Annotated in this window: 24 protein-coding genes; 6 read left to right on the top strand and 18 right to left on the bottom strand. The window is 70.6% G+C overall.

What is annotated here, in order from left to right; all coding sequences use genetic code 11:
* The first annotated feature begins 10 nt into the window (after positions 1-10).
* The 3 genes from ACPXB1_RS06710 to ACPXB1_RS06720 all read left to right on the top strand — a co-directional run bounded on the left by ACPXB1_RS06710 (position 11) and on the right by ACPXB1_RS06720 (position 4,279).
* The gene (locus ACPXB1_RS06710) at positions 11-1,564 is read left to right on the top strand and encodes an LPXTG cell wall anchor domain-containing protein (protein WP_425734956.1); all 1,554 of its coding nucleotides are present in this window, start codon (positions 11-13) and stop codon (positions 1,562-1,564) included.
* A 194-nt stretch (positions 1,565-1,758) separates the two neighbouring features.
* The gene (locus ACPXB1_RS06715; protein WP_425734957.1) at positions 1,759-3,321 is read left to right on the top strand and encodes an LPXTG cell wall anchor domain-containing protein; all 1,563 of its coding nucleotides are present in this window, start codon (positions 1,759-1,761) and stop codon (positions 3,319-3,321) included.
* 142 nt (positions 3,322-3,463) lie between these two features.
* Complete coding sequence (locus ACPXB1_RS06720; RefSeq protein WP_425734958.1) at positions 3,464-4,279, top strand: DedA family protein; 816 nt, start codon at positions 3,464-3,466, stop codon at positions 4,277-4,279.
* Positions 4,280-4,446: 167 nt separating this feature from the next.
* Here the strand turns inward: ACPXB1_RS06720 and ACPXB1_RS06725 are convergent, their stop codons facing one another.
* The 14 genes from ACPXB1_RS06725 to clpB form a co-directional block, all read right to left on the bottom strand.
* Positions 4,447-4,824, bottom strand: coding sequence for an ArsR/SmtB family transcription factor (locus tag ACPXB1_RS06725; protein ID WP_007454255.1), 378 nt, complete (start codon positions 4,822-4,824; stop codon positions 4,447-4,449).
* A 57-nt stretch (positions 4,825-4,881) separates the two neighbouring features.
* Complete coding sequence (gene pyrE / locus ACPXB1_RS06730) at positions 4,882-5,421, bottom strand: orotate phosphoribosyltransferase (protein WP_053651927.1); 540 nt, start codon at positions 5,419-5,421, stop codon at positions 4,882-4,884.
* A 168-nt stretch (positions 5,422-5,589) separates the two neighbouring features.
* Positions 5,590-6,399, bottom strand: coding sequence for an SDR family NAD(P)-dependent oxidoreductase (locus ACPXB1_RS06735; protein WP_425734959.1), 810 nt, complete (start codon positions 6,397-6,399; stop codon positions 5,590-5,592).
* Positions 6,396-7,064: a hypothetical protein gene (locus tag ACPXB1_RS06740; protein WP_425734960.1), complete on the bottom strand. Its 669-nt coding sequence runs from the start codon at positions 7,062-7,064 to the stop codon at positions 6,396-6,398. The genes ACPXB1_RS06735 and ACPXB1_RS06740 overlap by 4 nt, the downstream gene beginning before the upstream one ends.
* 72 nt (positions 7,065-7,136) lie before the next feature.
* Positions 7,137-8,033, bottom strand: coding sequence for a hypothetical protein (locus tag ACPXB1_RS06745; RefSeq protein WP_425734961.1), 897 nt, complete (start codon positions 8,031-8,033; stop codon positions 7,137-7,139).
* A gap of 93 nt (positions 8,034-8,126) precedes the next feature.
* Complete coding sequence (locus ACPXB1_RS06750; protein WP_425734962.1) at positions 8,127-8,741, bottom strand: DUF4178 domain-containing protein; 615 nt, start codon at positions 8,739-8,741, stop codon at positions 8,127-8,129.
* Positions 8,742-8,819: 78 nt separating this feature from the next.
* Complete coding sequence (locus tag ACPXB1_RS06755) at positions 8,820-9,701, bottom strand: hypothetical protein (RefSeq protein WP_355587758.1); 882 nt, start codon at positions 9,699-9,701, stop codon at positions 8,820-8,822.
* A 69-nt stretch (positions 9,702-9,770) separates the two neighbouring features.
* Positions 9,771-10,151 (bottom strand): hypothetical protein, encoded by a 381-nt coding sequence (locus tag ACPXB1_RS06760; RefSeq protein WP_355587756.1) that lies wholly within the window; start codon positions 10,149-10,151, stop codon positions 9,771-9,773.
* An 84-nt stretch (positions 10,152-10,235) separates the two neighbouring features.
* Positions 10,236-11,828 carry a polyamine aminopropyltransferase gene (locus ACPXB1_RS06765; protein ID WP_355630324.1) on the bottom strand — a complete coding sequence of 531 codons (1,593 nt, stop codon included), beginning with the start codon at positions 11,826-11,828 and terminating at the stop codon, positions 10,236-10,238.
* A 52-nt stretch (positions 11,829-11,880) separates the two neighbouring features.
* A complete protein-coding gene (locus ACPXB1_RS06770) occupies positions 11,881-12,303 on the bottom strand; it encodes a DUF350 domain-containing protein (RefSeq protein WP_053651913.1) in 423 nt (140 codons plus the stop codon).
* 36 nt (positions 12,304-12,339) lie between these two features.
* Positions 12,340-12,765, bottom strand: a complete 426-nt coding sequence (locus ACPXB1_RS06775; protein WP_355587752.1) for a DUF4247 domain-containing protein — start codon at positions 12,763-12,765, stop codon at positions 12,340-12,342.
* The gene (locus ACPXB1_RS06780; protein ID WP_355587750.1) at positions 12,762-13,274 is read right to left on the bottom strand and encodes a DUF2617 family protein; all 513 of its coding nucleotides are present in this window, start codon (positions 13,272-13,274) and stop codon (positions 12,762-12,764) included. The genes ACPXB1_RS06775 and ACPXB1_RS06780 overlap by 4 nt, the downstream gene beginning before the upstream one ends.
* 1 nt (position 13,275) lies before the next feature.
* A complete protein-coding gene (locus tag ACPXB1_RS06785; protein WP_355587748.1) occupies positions 13,276-13,902 on the bottom strand; it encodes a DUF4178 domain-containing protein in 627 nt (208 codons plus the stop codon).
* Between the two features lie 183 nt (positions 13,903-14,085).
* Positions 14,086-16,677 carry an ATP-dependent chaperone ClpB gene (gene clpB / locus ACPXB1_RS06790; protein ID WP_355588467.1) on the bottom strand — a complete coding sequence of 864 codons (2,592 nt, stop codon included), beginning with the start codon at positions 16,675-16,677 and terminating at the stop codon, positions 14,086-14,088.
* Positions 16,678-16,861: 184 nt separating this feature from the next.
* Between clpB and ACPXB1_RS06795 the strand changes: the two genes are divergently transcribed.
* The 3 genes from ACPXB1_RS06795 (at position 16,862) to ACPXB1_RS06805 (ending at position 19,214) form a co-directional block, all read left to right on the top strand.
* Entirely contained in the window at positions 16,862-17,362 is a 501-nt protein-coding gene (locus ACPXB1_RS06795) for a cation:proton antiporter regulatory subunit (protein ID WP_053651907.1), read from the top strand.
* A gap of 5 nt (positions 17,363-17,367) precedes the next feature.
* Positions 17,368-18,573 (top strand): cation:proton antiporter, encoded by a 1,206-nt coding sequence (locus ACPXB1_RS06800; RefSeq protein ID WP_355587745.1) that lies wholly within the window; start codon positions 17,368-17,370, stop codon positions 18,571-18,573.
* Between the two features lie 209 nt (positions 18,574-18,782).
* Positions 18,783-19,214 (top strand): hypothetical protein, encoded by a 432-nt coding sequence (locus ACPXB1_RS06805; protein ID WP_053651904.1) that lies wholly within the window; start codon positions 18,783-18,785, stop codon positions 19,212-19,214.
* Positions 19,215-19,292: 78 nt separating this feature from the next.
* On the opposite strand, the gene ACPXB1_RS06810 is transcribed toward ACPXB1_RS06805, so the two are convergent.
* The 4 genes from ACPXB1_RS06810 to grpE all read right to left on the bottom strand — a co-directional run bounded on the left by ACPXB1_RS06810 (position 19,293) and on the right by grpE (position 22,176).
* Complete coding sequence (locus ACPXB1_RS06810; RefSeq protein ID WP_355587743.1) at positions 19,293-19,538, bottom strand: hypothetical protein; 246 nt, start codon at positions 19,536-19,538, stop codon at positions 19,293-19,295.
* A 135-nt stretch (positions 19,539-19,673) separates the two neighbouring features.
* Positions 19,674-20,114, bottom strand: a complete 441-nt coding sequence (locus tag ACPXB1_RS06815) for a heat shock protein transcriptional repressor HspR (protein WP_030332087.1) — start codon at positions 20,112-20,114, stop codon at positions 19,674-19,676.
* A gap of 30 nt (positions 20,115-20,144) precedes the next feature.
* A complete protein-coding gene (gene dnaJ / locus ACPXB1_RS06820; protein ID WP_355587741.1) occupies positions 20,145-21,332 on the bottom strand; it encodes a molecular chaperone DnaJ in 1,188 nt (395 codons plus the stop codon).
* Positions 21,333-21,417: 85 nt separating this feature from the next.
* Positions 21,418-22,176: a nucleotide exchange factor GrpE gene (gene grpE, locus ACPXB1_RS06825; protein WP_355587739.1), complete on the bottom strand. Its 759-nt coding sequence runs from the start codon at positions 22,174-22,176 to the stop codon at positions 21,418-21,420.
* Positions 22,177-22,210: the final 34 nt, after the last annotated feature.

The following is a 22,210-nucleotide window of genomic DNA, read 5'->3' on the forward strand; positions in this document are numbered from 1 at the left end:
AGGACCCCCAATGCTCAAGCAATCGACCCGCTGGCTGGCCGCTGTCGGCGCCGCGGGCGCGTTGGTCGCCGCGGCCGCCACCCCGGCCGTCGGCGCGGCGGCCGCGATCGAGCCCTACTTCCAGGACGCCACAGTGGCCGTCGGCGCGACGGAGACCACCCGCAACCTGTTCCTGTACGCCGACGAGCCGACGGTCCTCACCGACGTCTCTGTGCGGTACGACTACCGCTCGCTCGCTGGCAAGATCACCATTTTGCCGGCCAACGGCCAGAAGTGCACGACCCCGGAGGCGGGCGTTCTCGTCTGCGCGGAGGCGCAGGATGTCTCCCTGTACGAGCTGCCGCCCATTGGCAGTGGGCTCTACCGCGGCGTGGCCAAGCGCGTGCGCATCACCACCACCGACGATGCGAAGGTCGGCGACTCCGGCGACGTGGCTGTCAGCTTCCAGGCCGCCGGCGGTCGGCAGGGCAGCTACACCTCGCGCGTCCGCGTCGGGGAAGGCGTCGACCTGGCCGGCGGGCCGTTCACCGAGCACTCCTCCAAGCCAGGGGGCAAGTTCACGGTGCCGCTGGCCGTGGCCAACGTCGGCGACACTGTCGTCAAGGGGTTCGCGGCGGTCTTCGATCTCGCCTACTCGATCCGCACCAAGGACCGGTTCAGCAACTGCCTCTACTCCGGCGACCACCTGCTGTCCTGCCAGTTCGACGAGGAGATCCCCGTCGGCGAGGGCCTTGCCACCACGCTCGACTTCGAGCTGGCGAAGGACACCTACGCCCCGTCCAACCAATCCGGCTATGCCCAGTTCATGACCACTGCCGACTTCGAGGACCTGACCCGCGTCCGGGAAGCCGCTGGCGCACGGGCGGCCACGAGCGGCGGCGGCCCGAAGCTGACACTGGCCGAGGCGCCCAGCAGAATGCGGCAGGCCGACCAGACCGACGTCGGCCCGGGCTACGACTACACCGGGTGGATCATCAAGACCACCGGAAAGAACGGCATCGACCTCGCGGCGATCGGCGCCACGCTCAAGGGCAGAGCCGGCGACATCGTCACGGCAACCGTCGGCTTCCGGAACAACGGGCCGGCCACGCTCGACGCGGTGAACGGGGACTTCGAGGCCCCCACCCACATGGCCGTCGAGCTGCCGCCCGGCACCAGCGCCGTCGAAGTCCCCGCTACCTGCGAACTGCAGCGGGGCACCCGGACGTACGTGTGCCCCTCGGAGATGCTGCTGGTGGCCGGCAAGACGTACACGATGGAGTTCCGGCTGCGCATTGACAAGGTCATCGCCAACGCCCGCGGTGCGGTGCAGGTGAACGCGCCCTGCGAGTGCCCGAGCGGCGGCATCTTCACCGGCGACACCAAGCCGGCGAACGACAAGGCCCCGATCGTGGTCAACGCGGGCCCGGGCGGCGGCGCAGGTGGCGGTGAGGATGACGGGGGCGCGCTGCCCATCACCGGCTCTCCTGTCGGCCTGCTGGCCGGCCTCGGCGGCCTGCTGCTCGTCGCCGGCGCGGGCGGCTACCTGCTCGCCCGACGCCGCAGCACCCGTTTCGTCGCCTGATCCATCCCGCCTCACGTGGCCCCACCGTCGCAAGGACGGTGGGGCCACGTCGTGAACAGACCGAACGTTGCGATGACGCTGATCAACCGTTCGGTTGGTCTTGGCGGCTGGGCAGCGATCAGGACAGCGGCGAACTTAATCACTTCTTAAGATCCACCCACCGTATCGACCCCCCTGTTGGAGGAATCCCCTTCATGCCCACCCACTCCACCCGGCGTTGGCTCGCCGGCCTGGGCGTAGTAGGCGCGTTCGTCGCCGCCTCCGCCAGCCCGGCCGTCGCCGCTCCTGCGACCGAGTTCGACCTCTACTTCGAGGACGTCACCGTCGCTGCCGATTCGCCTGGCGTCGTTCGGTCACCGGCGCTGTACAGCAGCGAGTCCACGGTGCTCAACAAGGTCTCGGTTCGCTACGACTACCGCAGCCTCACCGGCAAGATCACGCTGGCTGGCGGGCTCGGCAACGACTGCGCCGCCGACGGCGAAGGCGTACTGCTCTGCAATGAGTCCTTCCCGGTCAGCGTCGACGAGTTGTACGGCGGCTTCTTCAGCGAGGTCGTCATCGCGCCGACCGACAAGGCGGCAACCGGCGACGCTGGCGAGCTGAAGATCAGCCTCAAGACCGCGGGCAAGGAGATCGCCAGCTACGCCTCCCGGATCCGGGTCGGCGAGGGCGTCGACCTGCAGGGCGGCCCGGATACCACTGCGACGGCGGCGCCCGGGGGCAAGTTCCAGGCTCCCTTGACGGTGATCAACGCCGGCCAGACCGAGGTCGATGGTGTCGTGGCACTGTTCGACACCGACTACGGCATCCGGACCAAGGAGCGGTTCGACAACTGTCTCTACTTCGATGACTTCCTCTTCGCCTGTGTGTTCGACGAGAAGATCCCGGTCGCCGGGCGTGCGACGGCGACCCTCAACTACGAGTTGGCCACCGACACCTACGCGCCGGGCCGCGAGTACAGCTACATCCGGTTCATGACCCCGGCCGACCTGGAGGATCTCCTCGGTATCCGCGAAGAGGTCGGTGCCGAGAAGGCCCGTCGCGGCACCGGTAAGACGCTGTCGCTGAAGACGGTCTCCGCCGCCCGTGCGGCCCGTGCCGTGCAGACCGACACCGACCCCAGCAACAACTTCAGTGGGCTGACGGTAGATGTCACCGGCAAGAACGGGGCCGACCTTGAGGCCATCGGCGCCACGCTCACCGGCAAGAAGGGTGCAGTGCTGAGCACCCCCCTCGGGTTCCGCAACAACGGGCCGGCAACGCTTGACTACATCCGCAGCGACTCCGACGTGACGTTCGTCGACGTGACGGTCCCGACCGGCACCACCGCCGTTGAGGTGCCGATGGAGTGTGCGCCGCGTACCGGCGACAAGGCCGCGTGGGACAAGGCTGGCACCCCGGGTGCCGCCGCGTACCGGTGCTACCCGGGCCCGTTCGCGCCAGCCGGCGAGGAGCTGACCGGCGAGTTCACGTTCCGGATCGACAAGGTCATCGCCAACGCCACGGGCACGGTGAAGGTCAATGTGCCGTGCGAGTGCGAGGGCGGCTTCTACGAGGACCTGAAGCCGGCAAACGACAGCGCCAAGATCCTGGTGAACGCGGCCAGCGGTCAGGGCGGCGGCGAGGGTGACGATGGCGGGCTGCCGGTCACCGGTCAGTCCACCGGCCTGATCGCGGGCCTCGGTGCCCTGCTGCTCGCCGTGGGCGTCGGTGGCTACCTGGTGGCGAAGCGCCGCCGGACCCGCTTCGTCGCCTGATCCATCCCGCACCACCCGGTGCCCCGCCGACTGCTTCCGGTCGGCGGGGCACCGGCCGTTTCGGCACCGCCGAAAAGATTCCGCTTGCGGGTCACGAGGACTCGGTCCGGCGCAATGAAAGACGCGGACTTCGGTACCCTTTGTGGCCGTGGACACAGCCGAAAAGACCCGCGCTCTCACGGAGAGCGTCGCCCTGAACCCGCTCGACCCGAAGGATCTGCTGCAGACCTTCGGGCTTGTCGGTGTCTGGGTGATCCTCTTCGCCGAGACCGGGTTGCTTGTGGGCTTCTTCTTTCCCGGCGACTCGTTGCTGTTCCTCGCCGGGGTGGCCGCCTCGCCGGTGGCGGACGCCATCTTCGGTGGCGGCACGCGGCTCGCCCTGGCCGGTCTGCTGATCGGCGGGCCGATCTGCGCGATCGTCGGCGCGCAGCTGGGTCACTGGCTGGGTGCGCGGTACGGCCGCCGGATGTTCGAGCGGCCCAACTCCCGGCTGTTCAAGAGGGAGTACGTCGAGAAGGCCGAGCACTACTTCAAGAAGTTCGGCCCGTCGAAGGCCGTGGTGCTGGCACGCTTCATCCCGATCGTGCGGACCTTCCTCAACCCGGTCGCCGGTGCGCTCGGCATGCCGGCTCGGCAGTTCCTGCTGTGGAACGTGGTCGGCGCGGTGCTCTGGGTGGACGGCATCCTGTTGATCGGCTACCTGCTGGCCGATCGGATCTACAAGGCCATCGGCGACAAGATCGACCACTACATCCTGCCCGTGGTCGCCCTGATCATCGTGATCTCGGTGCTGCCGATCTTCTTCGAGTTCCTCCGTGACCGGCGGGCCCGCAAGCGCGGCGAAGCGGTAGCGGTGGTCGCGGCGGCAAGCGCTGCCGGGGCCGTGGAAGCGATGCACGAGACGTTCGACCACCACGAGCACCCGCGCACCGGACGGGAGCACGGCCAGGAGCGCTGAATCGGAGGTACGGCGACGGCCGGCCCCTGGTGAGGGCCGGCCGTCGACATGTCATGCCCCGCCTCCGGCGGTGCGCGACCGGGGACGAGCAGGTATCACACCGGTGGCGCCACCCCTGGCTCGCCACCGGACATCGTCCCGGCGCGGGACGATGCGCAGTGCCTAATTCAGCGGGCCTTCTTGGTGGCCCGCTTACGCGGCGGAGTCAGCAGGTCGGCGATCGTCGCGATCGCACTCGGGACCAGCCGGTAGTACGCCCAGACACCGCGCTTCTCCCGCTCCAGCAAGCCGGCCTCGGTGAGGATACGCAGGTGGTGACTGACCGTCGGCTGAGAGAGGCCGAGCGGTGCGGTCAGGTCACAGACGCACGCCTCGCCCTCGGGGGCCGACTGGATCAGGCTGAGCAGCCGCAACCGGGCGGGATCGGCAAGGGCCTTGAGGACCCCTGCGAGACGCTCGGCATCGGCACGTTCGATTGGCTCACCGGCAAGCGGCGAGATCTGAGGCATAGTCATTTCGGCCAACGCAGTTCCCACGTATTCCATCCTTCCACCAGCAGCATCGATCCGCCTGCATATCAGCAGATCCGAATCGGCAAACTTTTACGCCACAAGGCCGAGGTCAGCCAACGTATAGGCCGCCTTGTACGGCAATCCGGCGGCTCGCACCGCGTCGCCGGCGCCTCGATCAACAATAACCGCCACGCCCACGACCTCGGCTCCGGCCTCGCGAAGCGCCTCGACAGCGGTCAACACACTTCCGCCCGTTGTGGACGTGTCCTCCACCGCCAACACCCGACGGCCGGCCACCTCCGGTCCCTCGATCCGCCGCTGTAGACCGTGCGCCTTGCCCGCCTTGCGCACCACGAAGGCGTCCAGGGCGCGGCCGGTCGGAGCGGCGGCGTGCAGCATCGAGAGCGCGACAGGGTCCGCGCCCAGGGTGAGCCCACCGACTGCCTCGTACTCCCAGTCAGCGGTGAGGTCGAGCATCACCCGGCCGACCAACGGAGCGGCCTGGTGATGGAGCGTGACACGACGCAGATCGACGTACCAGTCTGCCTCGCGCCCAGAGGAGAGCACGACCCGGCCGTGGACAACGGCCAGGTCGGAAATGAATTTACGCAGGTCGTCGTGGTCCCCCATGGCGATAGAGGTTACTGCGCAAGTCTGAGCGCCGTGTTCGGGGTCCACCCTGATCAGGCCCCTGAGGAACCGATGACTGGCGATGTTCGACTACGCTCAGCAACTGGCCCGCGGTCGGCGTGCCGACGTCCGCCGATGGGACGGACGGCGCGGCCGGGTCCCGGTGGGTCAGCGCTCGTCGCGACCGATCCGGCCCCGGGTGTCTCGGGCGACGGCCTCCAGGAGCCGACGCGGCGCGTGGCGCAGGCCGGCGACGGCCACCTTGTATTTCCACGCCGGAACGCTTACCAACTTGCCTTTTCGCAGGTCACGCAGGGCTTCGTCGACAACATCCTCGGCGCGCAGCCACATCCACTCAGGCGTTTTCGACATGTCGATGCCGGCTCGTTCATGAAATTCGGTGCGGGTGTAGCCGGGGCAGAGGGCCATCACCCGGACGTCGAACGGGCGCGTCGACTGGCCGACGGACTCGCTGAAGTTTGTCACCCACGCCTTGCTGGCCGAGTATGTGGAGCCGGGCATCACTGCACCGAAGCCCGCCACGGAAGAGACATTTATCACTGCCCCGTCCCGCCTTTTGGTCATCGGGCCCAGCGCCGCCAGCGTCAACCGCATGACCGCGTGCACGTTGAGCCGCAGCAGACGGGCCTCGTCCTCCGCAGTGGAGCGCAGGAACGGCTTGTTCAGGCTGATGCCCGCGTTGTTGACAAGCAGGTGCACGGGGCTTCCGGTGGTCAGCCGCTGCTCGACGATGGCGCAGCCGTCGTCGGTGGACAGGTCCGCCGAGAGCGTCTCCACCGCGCGGCCGTGCGGGGACCCCAACTCCGCGGCCAACTCGGTCAGTCGACCCGCGTCGCGGGCGACAAGCACGAGGTGCCAACCGTCGGCTGCCAGGCGTCGAGCGAAGGCCGCGCCGATGCCAGCGGTGGCCCCGGTGACCAGGGCACGTCGCTCAACGGTCGTGGGATCGGGCGTCACTGGCGGTCCTCACCTGGGCGGTACGGGGGCGCGGACGGCGCCGCCGGGGGCTGGTACGGGGCGGGCGGGGAGCCCTGATGCACGGACGGCGCCGAGCGGCGGTGTCGACCGAACCAGGCGCTCGCCGCCGGCAGGACCAACAGCGTTGCCACGACAAGGTAACCGAGCCCCTGCCCGGCCGAAAGCCCTGCGTTCAGCGGGATCCACCAGGACGGGTACGCATCGCCGATCAGACCCAGCAACTCGGCTGTGGCGCGCTCGTCGGCGCCCAGCCGCAGCGGAGCCGAGCGCTCACCGACGAGGACCGCCACGCTGCAACAGCCGGCGAGCAGCCCGAGACCGCAGACCACCCAGGTGGCCACCCGGGCGCCGGGCCGACCGGTGAGCAGCCAGAGGGCCAGGCCCACGAGCACCAGGGCGGACAGCGCCGCGACCACCGCCGACAGCACCATCGACACGCGCAGCAGGGTCACCACGTCGTCGATCTGTTGCGTGGTGGCCGACGTGTCCCGGGCCGCCTGACGGAACGCGTCGACAGTTCCGCCCACCGTCCCCAGGCCGACAACGGCGTACGCGAGCGCGACGACCGCCATCACCAGCAGCACTGTCGCGGCCAGCAGGACCACGGCGGGCCGGCGGGCCGGTACCGATTCGGGGTACGACACGACGAATCCCTCCGGTAGGCGTCGGGTTGCAACCTACTCGGAGGGATCGTCGGCGTCGTGCTTATCGGTCGGTCAACTCGTCGGGGGCGTCCCGGGGCGGTCGGCCGGCGGGGTGTCGTCCGGACGGTCCGTGCCGGACGGTCCCGACGGCGGGGTGCCCGGCTGATCCGACCCGGGCGCCTGGCCCGGAGTCGACGGGTAGCCCGGCTCCCCACTCGACTGATGACCCGGCTGGCCCGGAGCCTGCGGGTAGCCCGGCTGACCGGACCCCTGCGGATAGCCAGGCTGGCCCGGAGCCTGCGGGTAGCCCGGCTGACCGGACGCCTGCGGGTAGCCCGGCTGACCGGACGCCTGCGGGTAGCCCGGGTAGCTGGCCCCCGGAGTCGGCGGCTCCCAGCCCGCGGCGGGCTTGCGGAAGAACTCGTTGGCCTTGGGCAGGGCCAGCAGGATCAGCGCCGCGAGCAGTGCGAGCAGGCTGACGACGCCGAGCAGGACGCTTACCGGCGTGATCCAGGACGGCAGCGCCTCGTCCAGGCGTCGCTGGATCTCCTCGCCGCTCGGCATGTCACCGCTGGTGTCGCCGGTGGTGGTGAAGTTGCCGGCCACGCCGGTGAGCAGCGTGCCACCGACGCAGCAGACCATGATGCCACCGACGATCCAGGTGGTGATCCGTGCGGCGTTGCGGCCCTGGTTGTTGAAGATGGCCAGGACGCCCAGCACTATCGCGAGCAGGAGCACGAGGATGCTGCTGCCGAGGCCGAAGGCGAAGAAGACGTCCGCCACCTGGTCCGCGCCCTCGGCGGAACTGCCCGCGTACGCGTCGCGGAGCACGTCGCGCGACTTGCCGAGAGTGGAGAGGCTGAGGATAAGACTGATCACCTGGCACGCCAGGAACAGGAAAAGCAGATAACTGGAAATCGTCACGACGGACGGCCGCTGGCGGGCCGGCGTGCTCTGGGAATCGACCACGATTCTCCTTCCCTTAAGATCGCGCCCACACCGTATCGACAACCAGCCACCATGGCATGCCGGGTGGGTCACGCCGCGCCCGTGGGATACGCCTCAGCGCTCCCCGCCTGCCGTTCGGATCGCCAGGTCAGCGGGGTCGAGCAGGTCGCCCCGGGCGACCCGCCAGCCCTCTTCGCCGTACGCCTCGAAGGAGAGCCTGGAGTTCGAGCCGGACTGGTAGTCGTGGTAGCGCATCGTCCCGGCCGACGGCAGGCCGGTCTCCCCGACGGCGGTGTAGCGCGCCTGCCCGGTCTCGGACCAGGTGTACCGCCGCCCGCCGAGGTCGATGGTCGGGGCGCCGGGGGTGACTGTGGCGCCGGGCTCGGCGGTCCAGAGCACCAGTTCCAGGTCGGGGCCGCCGGCACCCTCCACGGAGAGCCGCCGCGCGGGGCCCGAGTTGTCGTCGAGGAGGTACTGCACCCAACTCCAGTCCCCCTCGACGAGGCGGATGGTGCCGTTAACGACGTACTCCCGCTCGCCGATCCGCACGCGGTCGCCCACGGCCAGCCGGTGCCGGCCGCCACGCGGTGCGTCCGTGGCCCCGCCGCGCGCCGGCCGACCGTCCGGCGACGCGCCGCCGGGCCGGGTCGCGGCCCGCACGACGACCACCAGCACGACCACGACGAGTACGGCCACCACCGCTACCAGGTACGCAAGCGCCCCGTCCACGCGACCACCTCCCCAGGTACGTCGGCGCAGACGGTAACAACCGTCGGCACCCAAACGAGTCGCGTCGTGACCGAAAGCTCAGCTACCTTCGGCATCCGCGGTGTCGCCGGGAGTGGCGGGCCGCACTGTGGACGGCGTGGTGGGTGGTTCATCCGGCGTCCCGGGTGGCGTCGGGGTCAGGTGCGCGGCCGGGTCCGGGCAGATCAGGTATCCGGCCGGGACGTACTGGCCCGGTGGAAGGAAACCGGGCATGCCGGGCGCCTGCGCCACGATCGGCAGCGGCGGGTACGCGTAGCCGGCCGGAATGAACGGGGCGACTGCGTAACCGGAGGGCGGTGCCGCGTCGGCGGGCGCGGGTCGCGGCACGAACCACCCGGCGGCCGGCGGCAGCGCCAGCAGCAGGACGACGGCACCGATGAGGGCGAAGACGGCGAGCACGCTCAGGCCCGTCATCGGGAAGAGCAGCTCGTCCAACGGGTCGGTGCCGGAGTAGAGCGTGTCGAGGAATTTCGACGTCTCCCACTCGTCGTCGAAGTCCGCCGACGACGGGGCCTCGATTTCCGGGGCGACCAGCATGGACACGAGGAACCCGGAGCAGCACTGGCCGAAGCAGACCAGCAGCTGAGCGCCGCTGGCGGCGAAGACGAGGATCCGCGCGATGTTCGAACCCCGGCGGAGCGGCCCGGCGGTGGCGGCGAGCCACCCCGCCAGCAGCACGGCCGGTACGCCGACGACCAGGGCCATCAGGACGTTGCCCTGGCGCTCGCTGGCCACCTCGGCCGGGTCGGCGTCGGGCACCAGCCGTGCGGCACGGGTGATCTGGCCATCGAAGTGCACTGCCTGGGCGACTGCCAACGCGGCGAGGCCGAGCAGGATCAGCGCGACGGCGAGTTGCAGCCAGAACGCGATGGTGACGGTGCCGGGGCGGGGCGGACGCGGCGCGGAGGCTGGCGAACTCATGGCTGGCAACGTACGGCGGAAGGCCGGGAATGGGCAGCACCGATCGGGCAGGCTCGATCGGCGAATGGATCATGCTGCGGTGAGTCGCTGGGTGGCGTAGTCGCCGACGGTGGAGCGCCCCATGACACAGCCGACGAACGTGGTGAACTCGGTGGGGTCGTCCCGCAGCGACGTCCAGGCCGATCGGGCCGCCGCCGGGTCGATCCGCTCCAACAGCGTGGCGCCGTACGCCCGGCCGGCAGGCGACCCCTTGGCCAGCAGCCGGTCGATCTGCTGGCGTACCTCGTCGGGGTGCTCGCCGTGGGCGGCCTCGACCCGGAGGTACGCCTTGGTCACCGGCAGCAGCGTGCCGGCGAAGCCGGTGCCGCCGAAGGCGAGCGTGTCAGCCTTCATCAACTCGTCGATGGCCGCGTCGAGGTCCCGCTGCCAAGCCTTGCGCATCCCGAACATGCCCCATCCTTTCCCCGCCCGACCCCACTCCACCCTGTTGATCAAGAGGTTTGCGTCATCAGCGGACACTGCCCCACGCGGAGGTCAGTAGCCGCGCCACTCCGCGCGGGCGTAGTCGAGGACCCTGGGGTGCAGCAACGTGGAGGCGGGCACGTCCAGGCGGGGACGATCGGCGGGGAAGGTTGCCGCCGACCGCAGCACCCCCGGGTCGAGGAAACGTAGCCGGGGCGCGTCGGCGGGCAGTTCCAGGGCCGGCGGGACGGTGCCCGGCGCGGCGAGCAGGAACCCCCAGTCGCCGAAGGACGGAACGTCCACGTGGTAGGGCACCGTGGCGAAGCCGGCCTCCCGCAGCGACGCCTCGATCGACCAGTACGACCGGGGAGCGAAGTACGGCGAGCCGGACTGCACCACCAGCCGCCCCTGGTCGGCGAGCACCGACCGGATCAGCGTGTAGAACTCGACTGTGTAGAGCTTGGCTGTCGCCGTCTCGTCCGGGTCGGGCAGGTCGGCGATCACCACGTCGAAACGATCGGCGGCGGTACGCAGCCAGCCGAAGGCGTCGGTGTTCAACACCCGCACCCGGGGGTCGTCGAGCGCGCCGCCGTTGAGCGCCCGCAACTGCGGCTCGGTGCGGGCCAACGCCACCACCGCCGGGTCGAGGTCGACAACTGTCACCCGGCGCACGTCCGGGTAGCGCAGGATCTCGCGGACCGCGAGGCCGTCACCGGCACCGAGGACCAGCACCTCACCGCGCGAACCGTTGAGCGCCGGATGCACGAGCGCCTCGTGGTAGCGGTACTCGTCGATCGAACTGAACTGGAGGTCGCCGTTGAGGAACAGACGCAGGTCGGTTTGGGCGTGGCCGACCTCGCGCACCGACCGGGTGAGCACGATCTCCTGGTAGCGGGAGCGCTCGGCGTGCACCACCGGATCCCGGTAGAGCTGCTGCCGGCTGGTCACCTCGAAGTCGGCGGCCGTCACCCACGCGTACCCCAGGCAGAGCGCGACCGCGACGGAGCCGGCGCCGATCACGAGCCGCGCCCGCCGGCTCAGCTCCGCCCGGAACACCGTGCAGACCAGGGCGACACCGGCCACCGCGTTCACCGCGCCGACCAGCAGGGCACCCTTGAGCTGGCCGAAGACCGGGATCAGCAGGAACGGGAAGGCGAGCCCGCCGAGCAGCGCGCCCACGTAGTCGGCCGCGAACAGGTCGGCCACCGCGCTGCCGGCGGCCTGCTCGCGGATGCGCTGCAACATCACCATGAGCAGCGGGATCTCCGCGCCGATCAGCAGGCCCAGCACGAAGGCGGTGCCGACGAGCGCGGGGCCGTACAGGTCGAGCCAGGCGAACGCGGCGTAGAGGCCGAGCACGGACAGGCCACCGAGCAGGGCGAGGGTCAACTCGATCACCGCGAACGCGGGGGCGGCCCGGGACTGCAACGGCTTGGCCGCCAGCGCCCCGACCCCCATCGCGAAGACCATCACGCCGAGCACGATCGACGCCTGCCCGACGGTGTCGCCGATCAGGTAGCTGCCGAGGGCGACCAGGGCCAGCTCGTAGACCAGCCCGCAGGCGGCACAGACGAAGACCGCGAGCAGCACCGACGCTCGGGCCAACCGCCAGCGGGGCCGCGCCCCGGAACCGGCGTCGACGGCCGCCGGCGCCTCGGTGCTCACGCCTTCCCTGGGTACGTCCGGCGGGCACCGCCCGGTTGTGTTGCCACGCTCATCAGATGATGGCGGCGGCGATGATCGCGCCGGTGGCCAGGTGCACCGCGGCCGACACCCACACGGCGGGGTGCGGCTCCGGGTCGACGAGCAGCTCACCCAACCGGCCCGGGGTCACGGCGTCGAGCAGCAGGAACGCGGCGGCCATGATGACCAGGCCGACGATCCCGTACGCCGCCGCGCCGATCAGGCCGAGGGTGAAGTCGTTGTCGCTCGCCACGATCGCCGCGACCACGATGATGCCGACGCCCAGCAGGTTCGAGGTGAGCAGCAGCGCCGCGTTGCGGTTGCGCTCGGCCCAGATCAGTTCGTGAAGCTTGCCGGGGGTGGCCAGATCCACCAGCCCGTAGCCGACGCCCATCAGGACGACGCCGACCACCCCGAAGGCGAGGGTGACCAGCAGGTCGGTGACGAGATTCTGCATAGGAGAGCTCCAGGGTGAGGGGGTCGGTCGTCAGGCTTACTTGCCGCTGCCGGGGCCGCCGCCCCGGACGCTGCTGCCGCGTCCCAAGCCCCAGTACGACCCGACGGTCGAGTGGTAGCGGGGGTTGGCGGTTTTCATGTCTTCGAGCAGGATCACCGAGCCGGTGGCGAGCGGCAGGATCACCACCGAGTCGTCGTCGTAGCGCAGGTACACGCCGCTGCTGTCGGTGTAGCGGTCGCTCGGCCGCCACTTGTCGGTCAGTTCCTTGGCGACCCGGTCCGGCGACTTCGACGAGGTGTATGCGATCGCTTCCCTGCCGATGTCCCGACTGGCCGCCCTCGTGTACTTGTCCTTCACGTAGCCGCGGGGCGAGAAGGTGCCGTTGACGATCGCGAAGCCGGCGACCAGCACGCCGACCACGGCGACCGCCATGCCCACCACGATCCAGCGTCGGTACGTCATCGCAGTGCCACCACCGTCTCGGTCAGGACCAGTTCGTTGGTCTGGGGGTACGCGTGCCAGGTACGCCAGCCGACCGACCCGTCCGGTGGGTCGGTGCGTACGGCAAGCGCGGTGACCGCGTCCGGGTCCCCGGGAAAGACCCCGACCAGGGCGTACGGGTCGACGGCGAGGTCGGCGCGGAGCGCGGCGATACGGGCGTGCAGCTCACCGGCGGCGGGACGCAGCACGGTGGCGGTGAACCGGTAGCCGCCCGCCTCGTCGTGCAGGGCGCCGGGCAGGTGCGGTGGGCGACCGGGCAGGCACGCCACCGTCTCGGTGAGCCCGTCCCCACCTGCGGAGTCGGTGAGCACGACCTGGTGGGACGCGCCGAGCAGACGCAGGCGCAGCCGCACGTCGCCGGGCAGTGTGAGGTCGCGGACGTGCAGCGCGGGACGCTCCGGGCCGCCGAGTGCCAGGCTCAGGTCCGCCGCGCAGGTGTCCACGTACGGGGTGTCGAGGCTGACCAGCACGTCAGACCGCTCCCGGTCCGGCCTGCGGGTACACCATCACGTCGGAGCGGTGCAGCTGCTCGCCCCGGGCAACCTCCCAGCCGGCCTGCCCGTACGCCTCGAAGGAGAGCCGCTCGCCGCTCGAGGTCCGGTAGTCGTGGTAGCGGACGGTGCCGTTCGGGTCGAGGCCGGTGCTGCCGACGGCCGTGTACCGGGCCTGGCCGGACTCCTCGGCGGTGTAGCGCCGGCCGGCGAAGTCGAGGGTGTGCGCACCCGGGGTGATCGTCGCGGCCGGTTCGGCCGTCCAGAGCACCAACTCCAGGTCCGGGTCCTCCTCAACGGAGAGCCACCGCTTGTCACCGTCGACGGTGTCCAGCAGGTGCTCGGCCCAGCTCCAGCTGCCCTCGGCGAAGTACACCGAACCGCGGACCGCGTACGACACGCGGCGGATCTCGACGATGTCGCCGGGCTTGAGCCTGCGCGGGTCGCCGCGCAGCGCGTCGCTGTCGGTGTCGCGGAACGGGTCCACGGGTGCCGCCGGCCGGGCCTGCTTGCGACTCTTGCGCAGGGCCACCAACGCCACCACGATCCCGGCGACTCCGACCAGACACCCGAGCGTCGTCACCACGTACGCCACGGAACCGTTCACGCCGACCACCTCCCCAAGTGCGTCGGCGCAGACGGTAACAACCCCGCGCACCTGGGGAAACTCAAGCGCAGCGCGGTAATCGCCCAACTACCGAACGTCCCGACGGGGTGTCCCTGATTCAGGGGACAGCAAGAGCCGACCCCGCCCCGCCGGCGGGGCGGGGTCGGCTCTTGGTGGGACGGCTCAGCCGGCGCTTACGGCCAGCCCTTCCTTGCTGTCGGCGAGGTCGACCTTGACCGTGTCGCCGTCGCGGATGGTGCCGGAGAGCAGGGCCTTGGCGAGCTGGTCTCCGATCGCGGTCTGGACCAGCCGGCGCAGCGGGCGAGCGCCGTAGATCGGGTCGTAGCCGTGCTCGGCGAGCCACTGACGCGCGGGCTCGGTGATGTCCAGCCCCAACCGGCGGTCGGCGAGACGGTTCCGCATCCGTTCGAGCTGGATGTCCACGATGGAACGCAGATCCTCACCGCGCAGCGCGGCGAAGACCACGATGTCGTCGAGACGGTTGAGGAACTCCGGCTTGAAGTGCGAGCGGACCACCGCGAGAACGCCCTCGCGGCGCTGCTCCTCGGCAAGCATCAGGTCGCTGATCACCGACGACCCGAGGTTGGAGGTGAGGATCAGGATCGCGTTGCGGAAGTCCACGGTGCGGCCCTGACCGTCGGTGAGCCGACCGTCGTCGAGCACCTGGAGCAGCACGTCGAAGACGTCCGGGTGGGCCTTCTCCACCTCGTCCAGCAGGATCACCGAGTACGGCCGGCGACGTACCGCCTCGGTGAGCTGCCCGCCCTCCTCGTAGCCGACGTAGCCGGGCGGGGCACCGACCAGGCGGGCGACGGAGTGCTTCTCGCCGTACTCGCTCATGTCGATGCGGACCATGGCCCGCTCGTCGTCGAAGAGGAACTCGGCGAGCGCCTTGGCCAGCTCGGTCTTACCGACGCCGGTCGGCCCGAGGAAGAGGAAGCTGCCGGTGGGGCGGTCGGGGTCGGCGACGCCCGCGCGTGCCCGGCGTACCGCGTCGGAGACCGCTCCGACCGCCTCGGCCTGGCCGACCACCCGGCTGCCCAGCGACTCCTCCATCCGGAGCAACTTGGCTGTCTCACCTTCCAGCAGCCGGCCTGCGGGGATGCCGGTCCAGGAGGCGACCACGGCCGCGATGTCGTCCGCGCCGACCTCCTCCTTGAGCATCGCCCCGTCGGCCTGGAGCTGGGCGAGTTCCTCCTCGGCCTGCTTCAGCTCGACCTTGAGGGCGGGGATCCGGCCGTAGCGCAGCTCGGCGGCACGCTCCAACTCGCCGTCCCGCTCGGCCCGCTCGGCTTCGCCGCCCAGGCGCTCCAGCTCCTCCTTGGCGGTGGAGAGCTTCGTGATGTGACTCTTCTCGGTCTGCCAGCGCTCGGAGAGCACTGTGAGCTGCTCACGCTTGTCGGCCAACTCCTGACGCAGCCGCGCCAGCCGCTCGGCGGAAGCGGCGTCCGGCTCCTTGGCCAGTGCCATCTCCTCGATCTCCAGCCGGCGGACCGCCCGCTCGATCTCGTCCACCTCGACCGGCCGGGAGTCGATCTCCATGCGGAGCCGGGACGCCGACTCGTCGACAAGGTCGATCGCCTTGTCCGGCAGGAACCGGTCGGTGATGTACCTGTCGGACAGCGACGCGGCGGCGACCAGCGCGGCATCGGTGATCCGGACGCCGTGGTGCACCTCGTAGCGCTCCTTGAGGCCACGCAGGATGCCGATGGTGTCCTCGATCGTCGGCTCGCCGACCAGCACCGGCTGGAAGCGGCGCTCCAACGCCGGGTCCTTCTCGATGTGCTCGCGGTACTCGTCAAGCGTTGTCGCACCGACCATCCGCAACTCGCCGCGGGCCAGCATGGGCTTGAGCATGTTGCCGGCGTCCATCGAGCCCTCGCCCTTGCCGGCGCCGACGACCGTGTGCAGCTCGTCGAGGAACGTGATGACCTGCCCGTTGGAGTTCTTGATCTCCTCCAGGACGGACTTGAGCCGCTCCTCGAACTGGCCGCGGTACTGGGCGCCGGCGACCATTGCGCCGAGATCCAGCGATACCAACTTCTTGTCGCGCAGCGACTCGGGGACGTCGCCGGCCACGATCCGCTGGGCCAGGCCCTCGACGATCGCGGTCTTGCCGACACCGGGCTCACCGATCAGCACCGGGTTGTTCTTGGTACGCCGGGAGAGCACCTGGATGACCCGGCGGATCTCCGAGTCGCGGCCGATGACCGGGTCGATCTTGCCGTCCCGTGCGCTGGCGGTCAGGTCGACGCCGTACTTGGCGAGGGCCTGGTAGGTCTGCTCGGGGTCGGCGGTGGTGACCCGCCGGTCGCCGCCCCGAACGGTCGGGAACGCGGCGACAAGGGTCTCCTCGGTGACGCCCGCCGACTTCAGCGCGCTGGCCACCGCGCCGCCGACCCGGGCGAGGCCGGCGAGCAGGTGCTCGGTGGAGGTGTACTCGTCACCCAGCGGGCGGGCGATCTGCTCGGCGGCACCGATGGCGTTCACGAACTCCCGGGCCAGTGTGGGCTCGGCGATGCTGGAGCCGCGGGCGGCCGGCAGGCCGTCCACAGCGCGCTGGGCCGCCCGACGCAACTCGGCGGGGTCGGCCCCGACGGCGCGCAGCAGGCCGGTGGCTGTCGAACCGTCGGTGTCGAGCAGCGACAGCAGCAGGTGCCAGGGCTCGACGGTGGCGTGGCCGCGCTGGTTCGCGAGTGCGACGGCGCCGGTGATGGTCTCGCGGCTCTTGGTGGTGAGGCGTTCGGCGTTCATGGGCTCCCCCGGATCGGCGTTGTCCATTGGTTTGGACACAACCAGAGTTGAGCGTATTCCACTCAACCTTACCGCTGTGACACCCATCACTCGCGGGGACGCCACCGCCAGTCAGGGCCGTCGATTGCCGAGGGCCACTCATCTCCGGATCTGCCGCCCGCCCCGGAAGCTGTAGCCTTGCCCGGTGCGAGTACGTGTCGAGCAAACCGCCCTGCCGGGCATCGGCGTACGTCATGATCTGGTGACGGAGTCTGGACGCCGCCTGGGAGTCGTTTCCCACCGGAACGGCCGCCGCGATCTTGTCCTCTACGACCCGGACGACCCCGATTCCTGCCAGTCGGACATCCCGCTCACCGACGACGAGGCGGAGGCGTTGGCCGACATCCTCGGCGCGTCGCTGATGCTCGGCCAACTGTCCGGGCTGCGCGAGCAGGCCGCCGGTCTGCTCACCGAGCAGATCGCCATCCCGGCCGGCTCGCGGTACGTCAACCGGATGCTCGGTGACACGAAGGCACGCACCCGCACCAGCGCCTCCATAGTGGCGGTGCTGCGCGACGGCGAAGTCAACGTCTCACCGCTTCCCACCTTCCGCTTCGCAGCCGGCGACGTGGTGGTCGTTGTCGGGACCCGCAAGGGGCTCGACGGCGTGTCCGCCATCCTCGCCGACAGTGACCCGGACGGCTGAGGCGGATGCACGATTCCACAACTCTTCTCGTCGAAGTCGGCGCGCTACTTCTCCTCCTCGGGATCCTCGGGCGGCTCAGCCGCAGGGTAGGCCTGTCACCCATCCCGCTCTACCTGCTCGCCGGGCTCGCCTTCGGCCACGGCGGGTTGCTACCGCTGGACGCCAGCGAGGAGTTCTTCGCGGTCGGCGCCGAGATCGGCGTCATCCTGCTGCTGGTCATGCTCGGGCTGGAATACTCGGCGAACGAACTGGTCGGCAACCTCCGCTCGGCTGCTCCGGCCGGCCTCATCGACGGCGTACTCAACGCGTTGCCCGGCGCGGCCTTCGCCCTGCTGCTCGGCTGGGACTGGGTCGCCGCCCTGGTGCTCGGCGGCATCACCTGGGTCTCCTCCTCCGGCGTGATCGCCAAGGTCCTCGGCGACCTGGGCCGGCTCGGTAACCGGGAAACCCCGGTGATCCTCTCGGTGCTCGTCATCGAGGACCTGGCGATGGCGCTCTACCTGCCGCTGGTCACCGCCGTCCTCGCCGGCACCGGCCTGATCGGCGGCGGCATCGCCCTCGCCGTCGCGGTGGGCACCGTCCTGCTGGTGCTGGTCGTCGCCATCCGGTACGGCCACCTGATCTCGGCCGCACTGTCGGCGAGGGATCCGGAGGCTCTGCTGCTCGGCGTCCTCGGCCTGACCCTGCTGATCGCGGGAGTCGCCGCGAAACTCCAGGTGTCGGCGGCGGTCGGCGCATTCCTGGTCGGCATCGCGCTCTCCGGGCCGGTGGCGCACCACGCCACCGAGATGCTGTCCCCGCTGCGGGACCTGTTCGCGGCGGTGTTCTTCGTCTTCTTCGGCCTGGTCACCGACCCACGGGACATCCCGCCGGTGCTGCTGCCGGCGCTCGCGCTGGCCGTGATCACCATGGCGACGAAGACGCTCACCGGGTACCTCGCTGCCCGCCGGGTCGGCATCGGCGAGCCCGGTCGCTGGCGGGCCGGCCTGGCACTCGTACCCCGCGGGGAGTTCTCCATCGTCATCGCCGGACTGGCGGTGGCGGCCGGCAGCGTCGAGCCGCGGCTGGCCGCGCTGGCCACGGCCTACGTCCTGATCACCGTGGTGACCGGTCCGATGCTGGCCCGGCTGCCGGACTTCCAGTGGTTCAAACGGTGGCTACGCGCCCGCGCGCTGATCCAACGAAGCGCGCCGATACCCATCCCCGACTGACCTCGCCGCCGCCGCTGTCGTGCCGTTGACCAGCACGACAGCGGCGGCGATGGTCAGCGGCTCGTCCGTTCACACAAGCACAGCCAACGGTTGCCGAATTGCGCCCCTGCGGGTACTACCGCAGCAACCGGCGGGCAGGTTACCGTTTCGCCCCAGCAGCCACGGTCCGCGGGCCAGTGCCAACGCGGGCGAGAGCGGAAGGTTGGCCGGTGAGCGTGCAGGAGTCGACGTTCCACGGCTTTGCCAACCCCGTCGATCCGACTCCGGCGGAGTTGCGAGCCTGGGCATTCCAGCCCGATTCGGTGCCGCTTGCTTCCATGCCACCCGACTGGGATCTCCTCGTCTCCGGCGACCGGCTGGTGCTGACGCTCTTCGACCTGGCCATGGACCCGACCTGCCCGGCTCGACGCTTCGCGCTGCACTGCCTCTACATCTACGCCGCCGACGGCATCCGGACGAAATTCCGCGCCCACCCCAAGCGGCGCTTCCGCAAGCTGGTCGAGCAGGCCGAACGCGACGGCGACGAGCTGATGAGGATCTGGGCGCACAACGGCCGGGTACTCCTCGCCCGACCGGACCTGTTCGTCTACCGGGACTGGTGCGAAGGCGGCCTGGTTCGCGAGAACCGCCGCCTCGGCTGACACGCACCCGGCTGCCGAGGCGGCGATGAGCGACGGGCCGGGACCCCCCGTGGGTCCCGGCCCGCACATCGTTACCGGTCAGTCCTGCTTCCGACCGGATTCTGGCCGAGCGCTGTCGCCCTGGTCAGCACGGCCACCGTGGTCGGCGTGCTCGCCGTGGTCGGCCTCGTCGGCGCGGTCACCGTGGTCGGCGAACCGCCCTTCGACGATCCGGTCCCGGAAGCTTCCCTCGGTCACCTTGTCGAACTTCTCGCGGACGGTGTCGGCCAACCGTTCCAGCCGCTCCTCCGTCTGCTCCGCCAAGTTCTTCGCCGGCCCCGCCATCGTTCCCCCTCATCGCGCCGATAGGCCCGAATTAAGGCGGTAGGACCCGTATTGACAGGCTAACGGAAACGGTCCGGCCCGCGCCGGAAAACCGACACGGGCCGGGGGCCAGGAACGGCGAAAGTGAGCTGCGGGTCAGCGGTCCGGCGTGCGGCGGGGACGCCACACCACAAGCGCCGTGGACGTGCGGTTGGTCGGCACCAGGTCGCGGCCCGGGAAGCGGGCCAGCGACTCCAGCTCGGCCACCCGGCGGTACGCGGCGTCCAACTCCGCCTCCAGCCGGGCCACCCGCTGCTGCGCCTGCTCCAGCAGCCGTTCCAGCCCGATGATCCGCTTGACGCCGGCCAGGTTGATCCCGTCGTCCTGACTGAGCCGTTGCACCTCGCGCAGCAGCACCACGTCCCGAACGCTGTACCGGCGTCCGCCGCCAGCGGCCCGGCCCGGCTGCACCAGCCCCAGCCGGTCGTACTGGCGCAGGGTTTGTGGGTGCATCCCCGCCATCCGTGCCGCGACCGAGATCATGAGCACCTTGGCCTCGTAGGCCGGGTCACCCGAACCGAGGAACTCGCCCGACATCCCGCTCACCTCCGCGTCCACCCCACCGGACTAACTGACCCGACGCACCCGGGCGTCGAGATGTTCCCGCGCCGCCGCCGGACTCTGCTCGGCGAACGCCTCAAGTGCCGTGCGCGCCTCGTCAGACAGTCGGGCCGGCACCACCACCTCCAGCGTGACAAGCAGGTCGCCGGCCTGCCCGTCGCGGCGGACCACACCCTTGCCCCGGGCCCGCAGCACCCGCCCGCTGGGCGTGCCCGGCGGAACCCGCAGGGTTACCGCACCGTCGAGCGTGGGCACCCGCAGGTCCGTGCCGAGCACGGCCTCCGCGAAGGTGACCGGCACGGTCAGTGTCAGGTCGTCTCCGGTACGCCCGAACAGCTCGTCCGGTCGAACCTTGACGTGCACGAAAAGGTCGCCGGCCGGCCCGCCGCGCTCACCTGGCTCGCCGCGCCCGGCAAGCCGGATCCGCTGGCCGTCTGCCACTCCGGCCGGGAAGCGCACGTTGAGCGTGCGGGTCTTTGTGACACCGCCGCTGCCGTGGCACTCCGGGCACTTCTCCTCCACGACCGTGCCGACACCCTGACAGTTGCGGCACGGCTCGGAGAAGCTGAACGACCCCTGGTCCCGGGTCGTCACCCCGGCGCCGTGGCACACCGGGCAGGTGCGCGGCTGGGTGCCGGGCTTGGCACCGTTGCCGTGGCAGGTGTCGCAGACGCCCGGAGCACGCAGCGTCAGCGGCAGGGTCACCCCGCGGACCGCGTCGCCGAAGTCCAGCGCCACCTCGGCCTCCACGTCCCGGCCCCGGGCCGGACCACGCGCAGTTGCCTGCCCGCCGGCCTGCCCGCCGGAGAAGATCGAGCTGAACAGGTCCTGGAAACCGGCGCCGCCGAAGCGACGGTCACCGCCACCGCCCGCGCCGCCGTTGAACAGGTCGGACACGTCGAACGGCATGCCGCCCGGCTGGCCGGAGCCGCGGGCGTTGCGCCGGAACGCGCCCGAGCCGAACAGCGAACGCATCTCGTCGTACTCCCGGCGACGGCCGGCGTCCGACAACACGTTGTACGCCTCGGACACGGCCTTGAACCGCTCCTCGGCCTTCGGGTCGCCCGGGTTGTGATCCGGATGCGATTCCCGGGCCAGCTTGCGGTACGTCTTTTTGATGTCATCAGCGGAGGCGGCCTTGTCCACGCCGAGCACGGCGTAGAAGTCCTTCTCGAGCCAGTCCTTCGAACTCACCGGTCCACCTCCTTTCGACCGTCGTGGCCCGGCCGCCCCGCCCACCGCTGCGCGGGGGACGGGACGGCCCGGTCACTGTCTCGCACTATTCCGGATCCGCGACCGCGACCAGCGCGGGGCGCAGCAGCCGCTCACCGAGCTGGTAGCCGCGGCGCATGACCTGCACGCAGGTCGGCTCGCTGACGTCGGCCGAGGTCTGGTGCGCGACCGCCTCGTGCCGGGTCGGGTCGAACGGGTCGCCCTGCTCGCCGAAGGCGGCCAGGCCGAACTTGCCAAGCGCGGCGGTGAGCTGTTCCGCCACCGATCCGAACGGCCCGACCAGGTCGCCGTGTTCCCTGGCCCGGTCCAGGTCGTCAAGGATCGGCAGCAGCGCGGCCAGCACCGAGCCGGTCGCCTGCTCCTGCACCAGGCTGCGGTCCCGGTCGACCCGCTTGCGGTAGTTGGCGTACTCCGCCGACACCCGCTGCACGTCCCTGGTCCGCTCCTCCAACTCGGCCCGGAGCGCCTCAAGCTCGGCACCGAGTGACGTCCCGGTGCCGCCGCCGTCGACGGGCTGCGCCGGGGCGTCCACCACCGGCGGACCGGACGGCGTCGACCCGTCCACAGAGGTCGCCTCGATCTCGATCTCGTCGACCACTACCTCGGCATCCTCGACGAGGCCCTCGGCCGAGACGTCGCTCCCCGCGTCGGTGGCGGTGCCCTCCGGCTCCGTCGTGTCGGTGAGCTTGCGGTTGTTGCGGATGACCACCCGCTCCTCGTCGCCGGTGGCTGGCTCCGTGGGCGCGGAGCCACCCGGCGTCGACCCGGCGTCGTCCGGGTCGGCGGCTCGTGACTTCTGCGTCATGCGGCTACCTCATCCCTTCGCCGTGGATACGTCC

It is taken from the genome of Micromonospora sp. DT68, from assembly GCF_049847245.1.
Lineage (GTDB): Bacteria > Actinomycetota > Actinomycetes > Mycobacteriales > Micromonosporaceae > Micromonospora > Micromonospora profundi.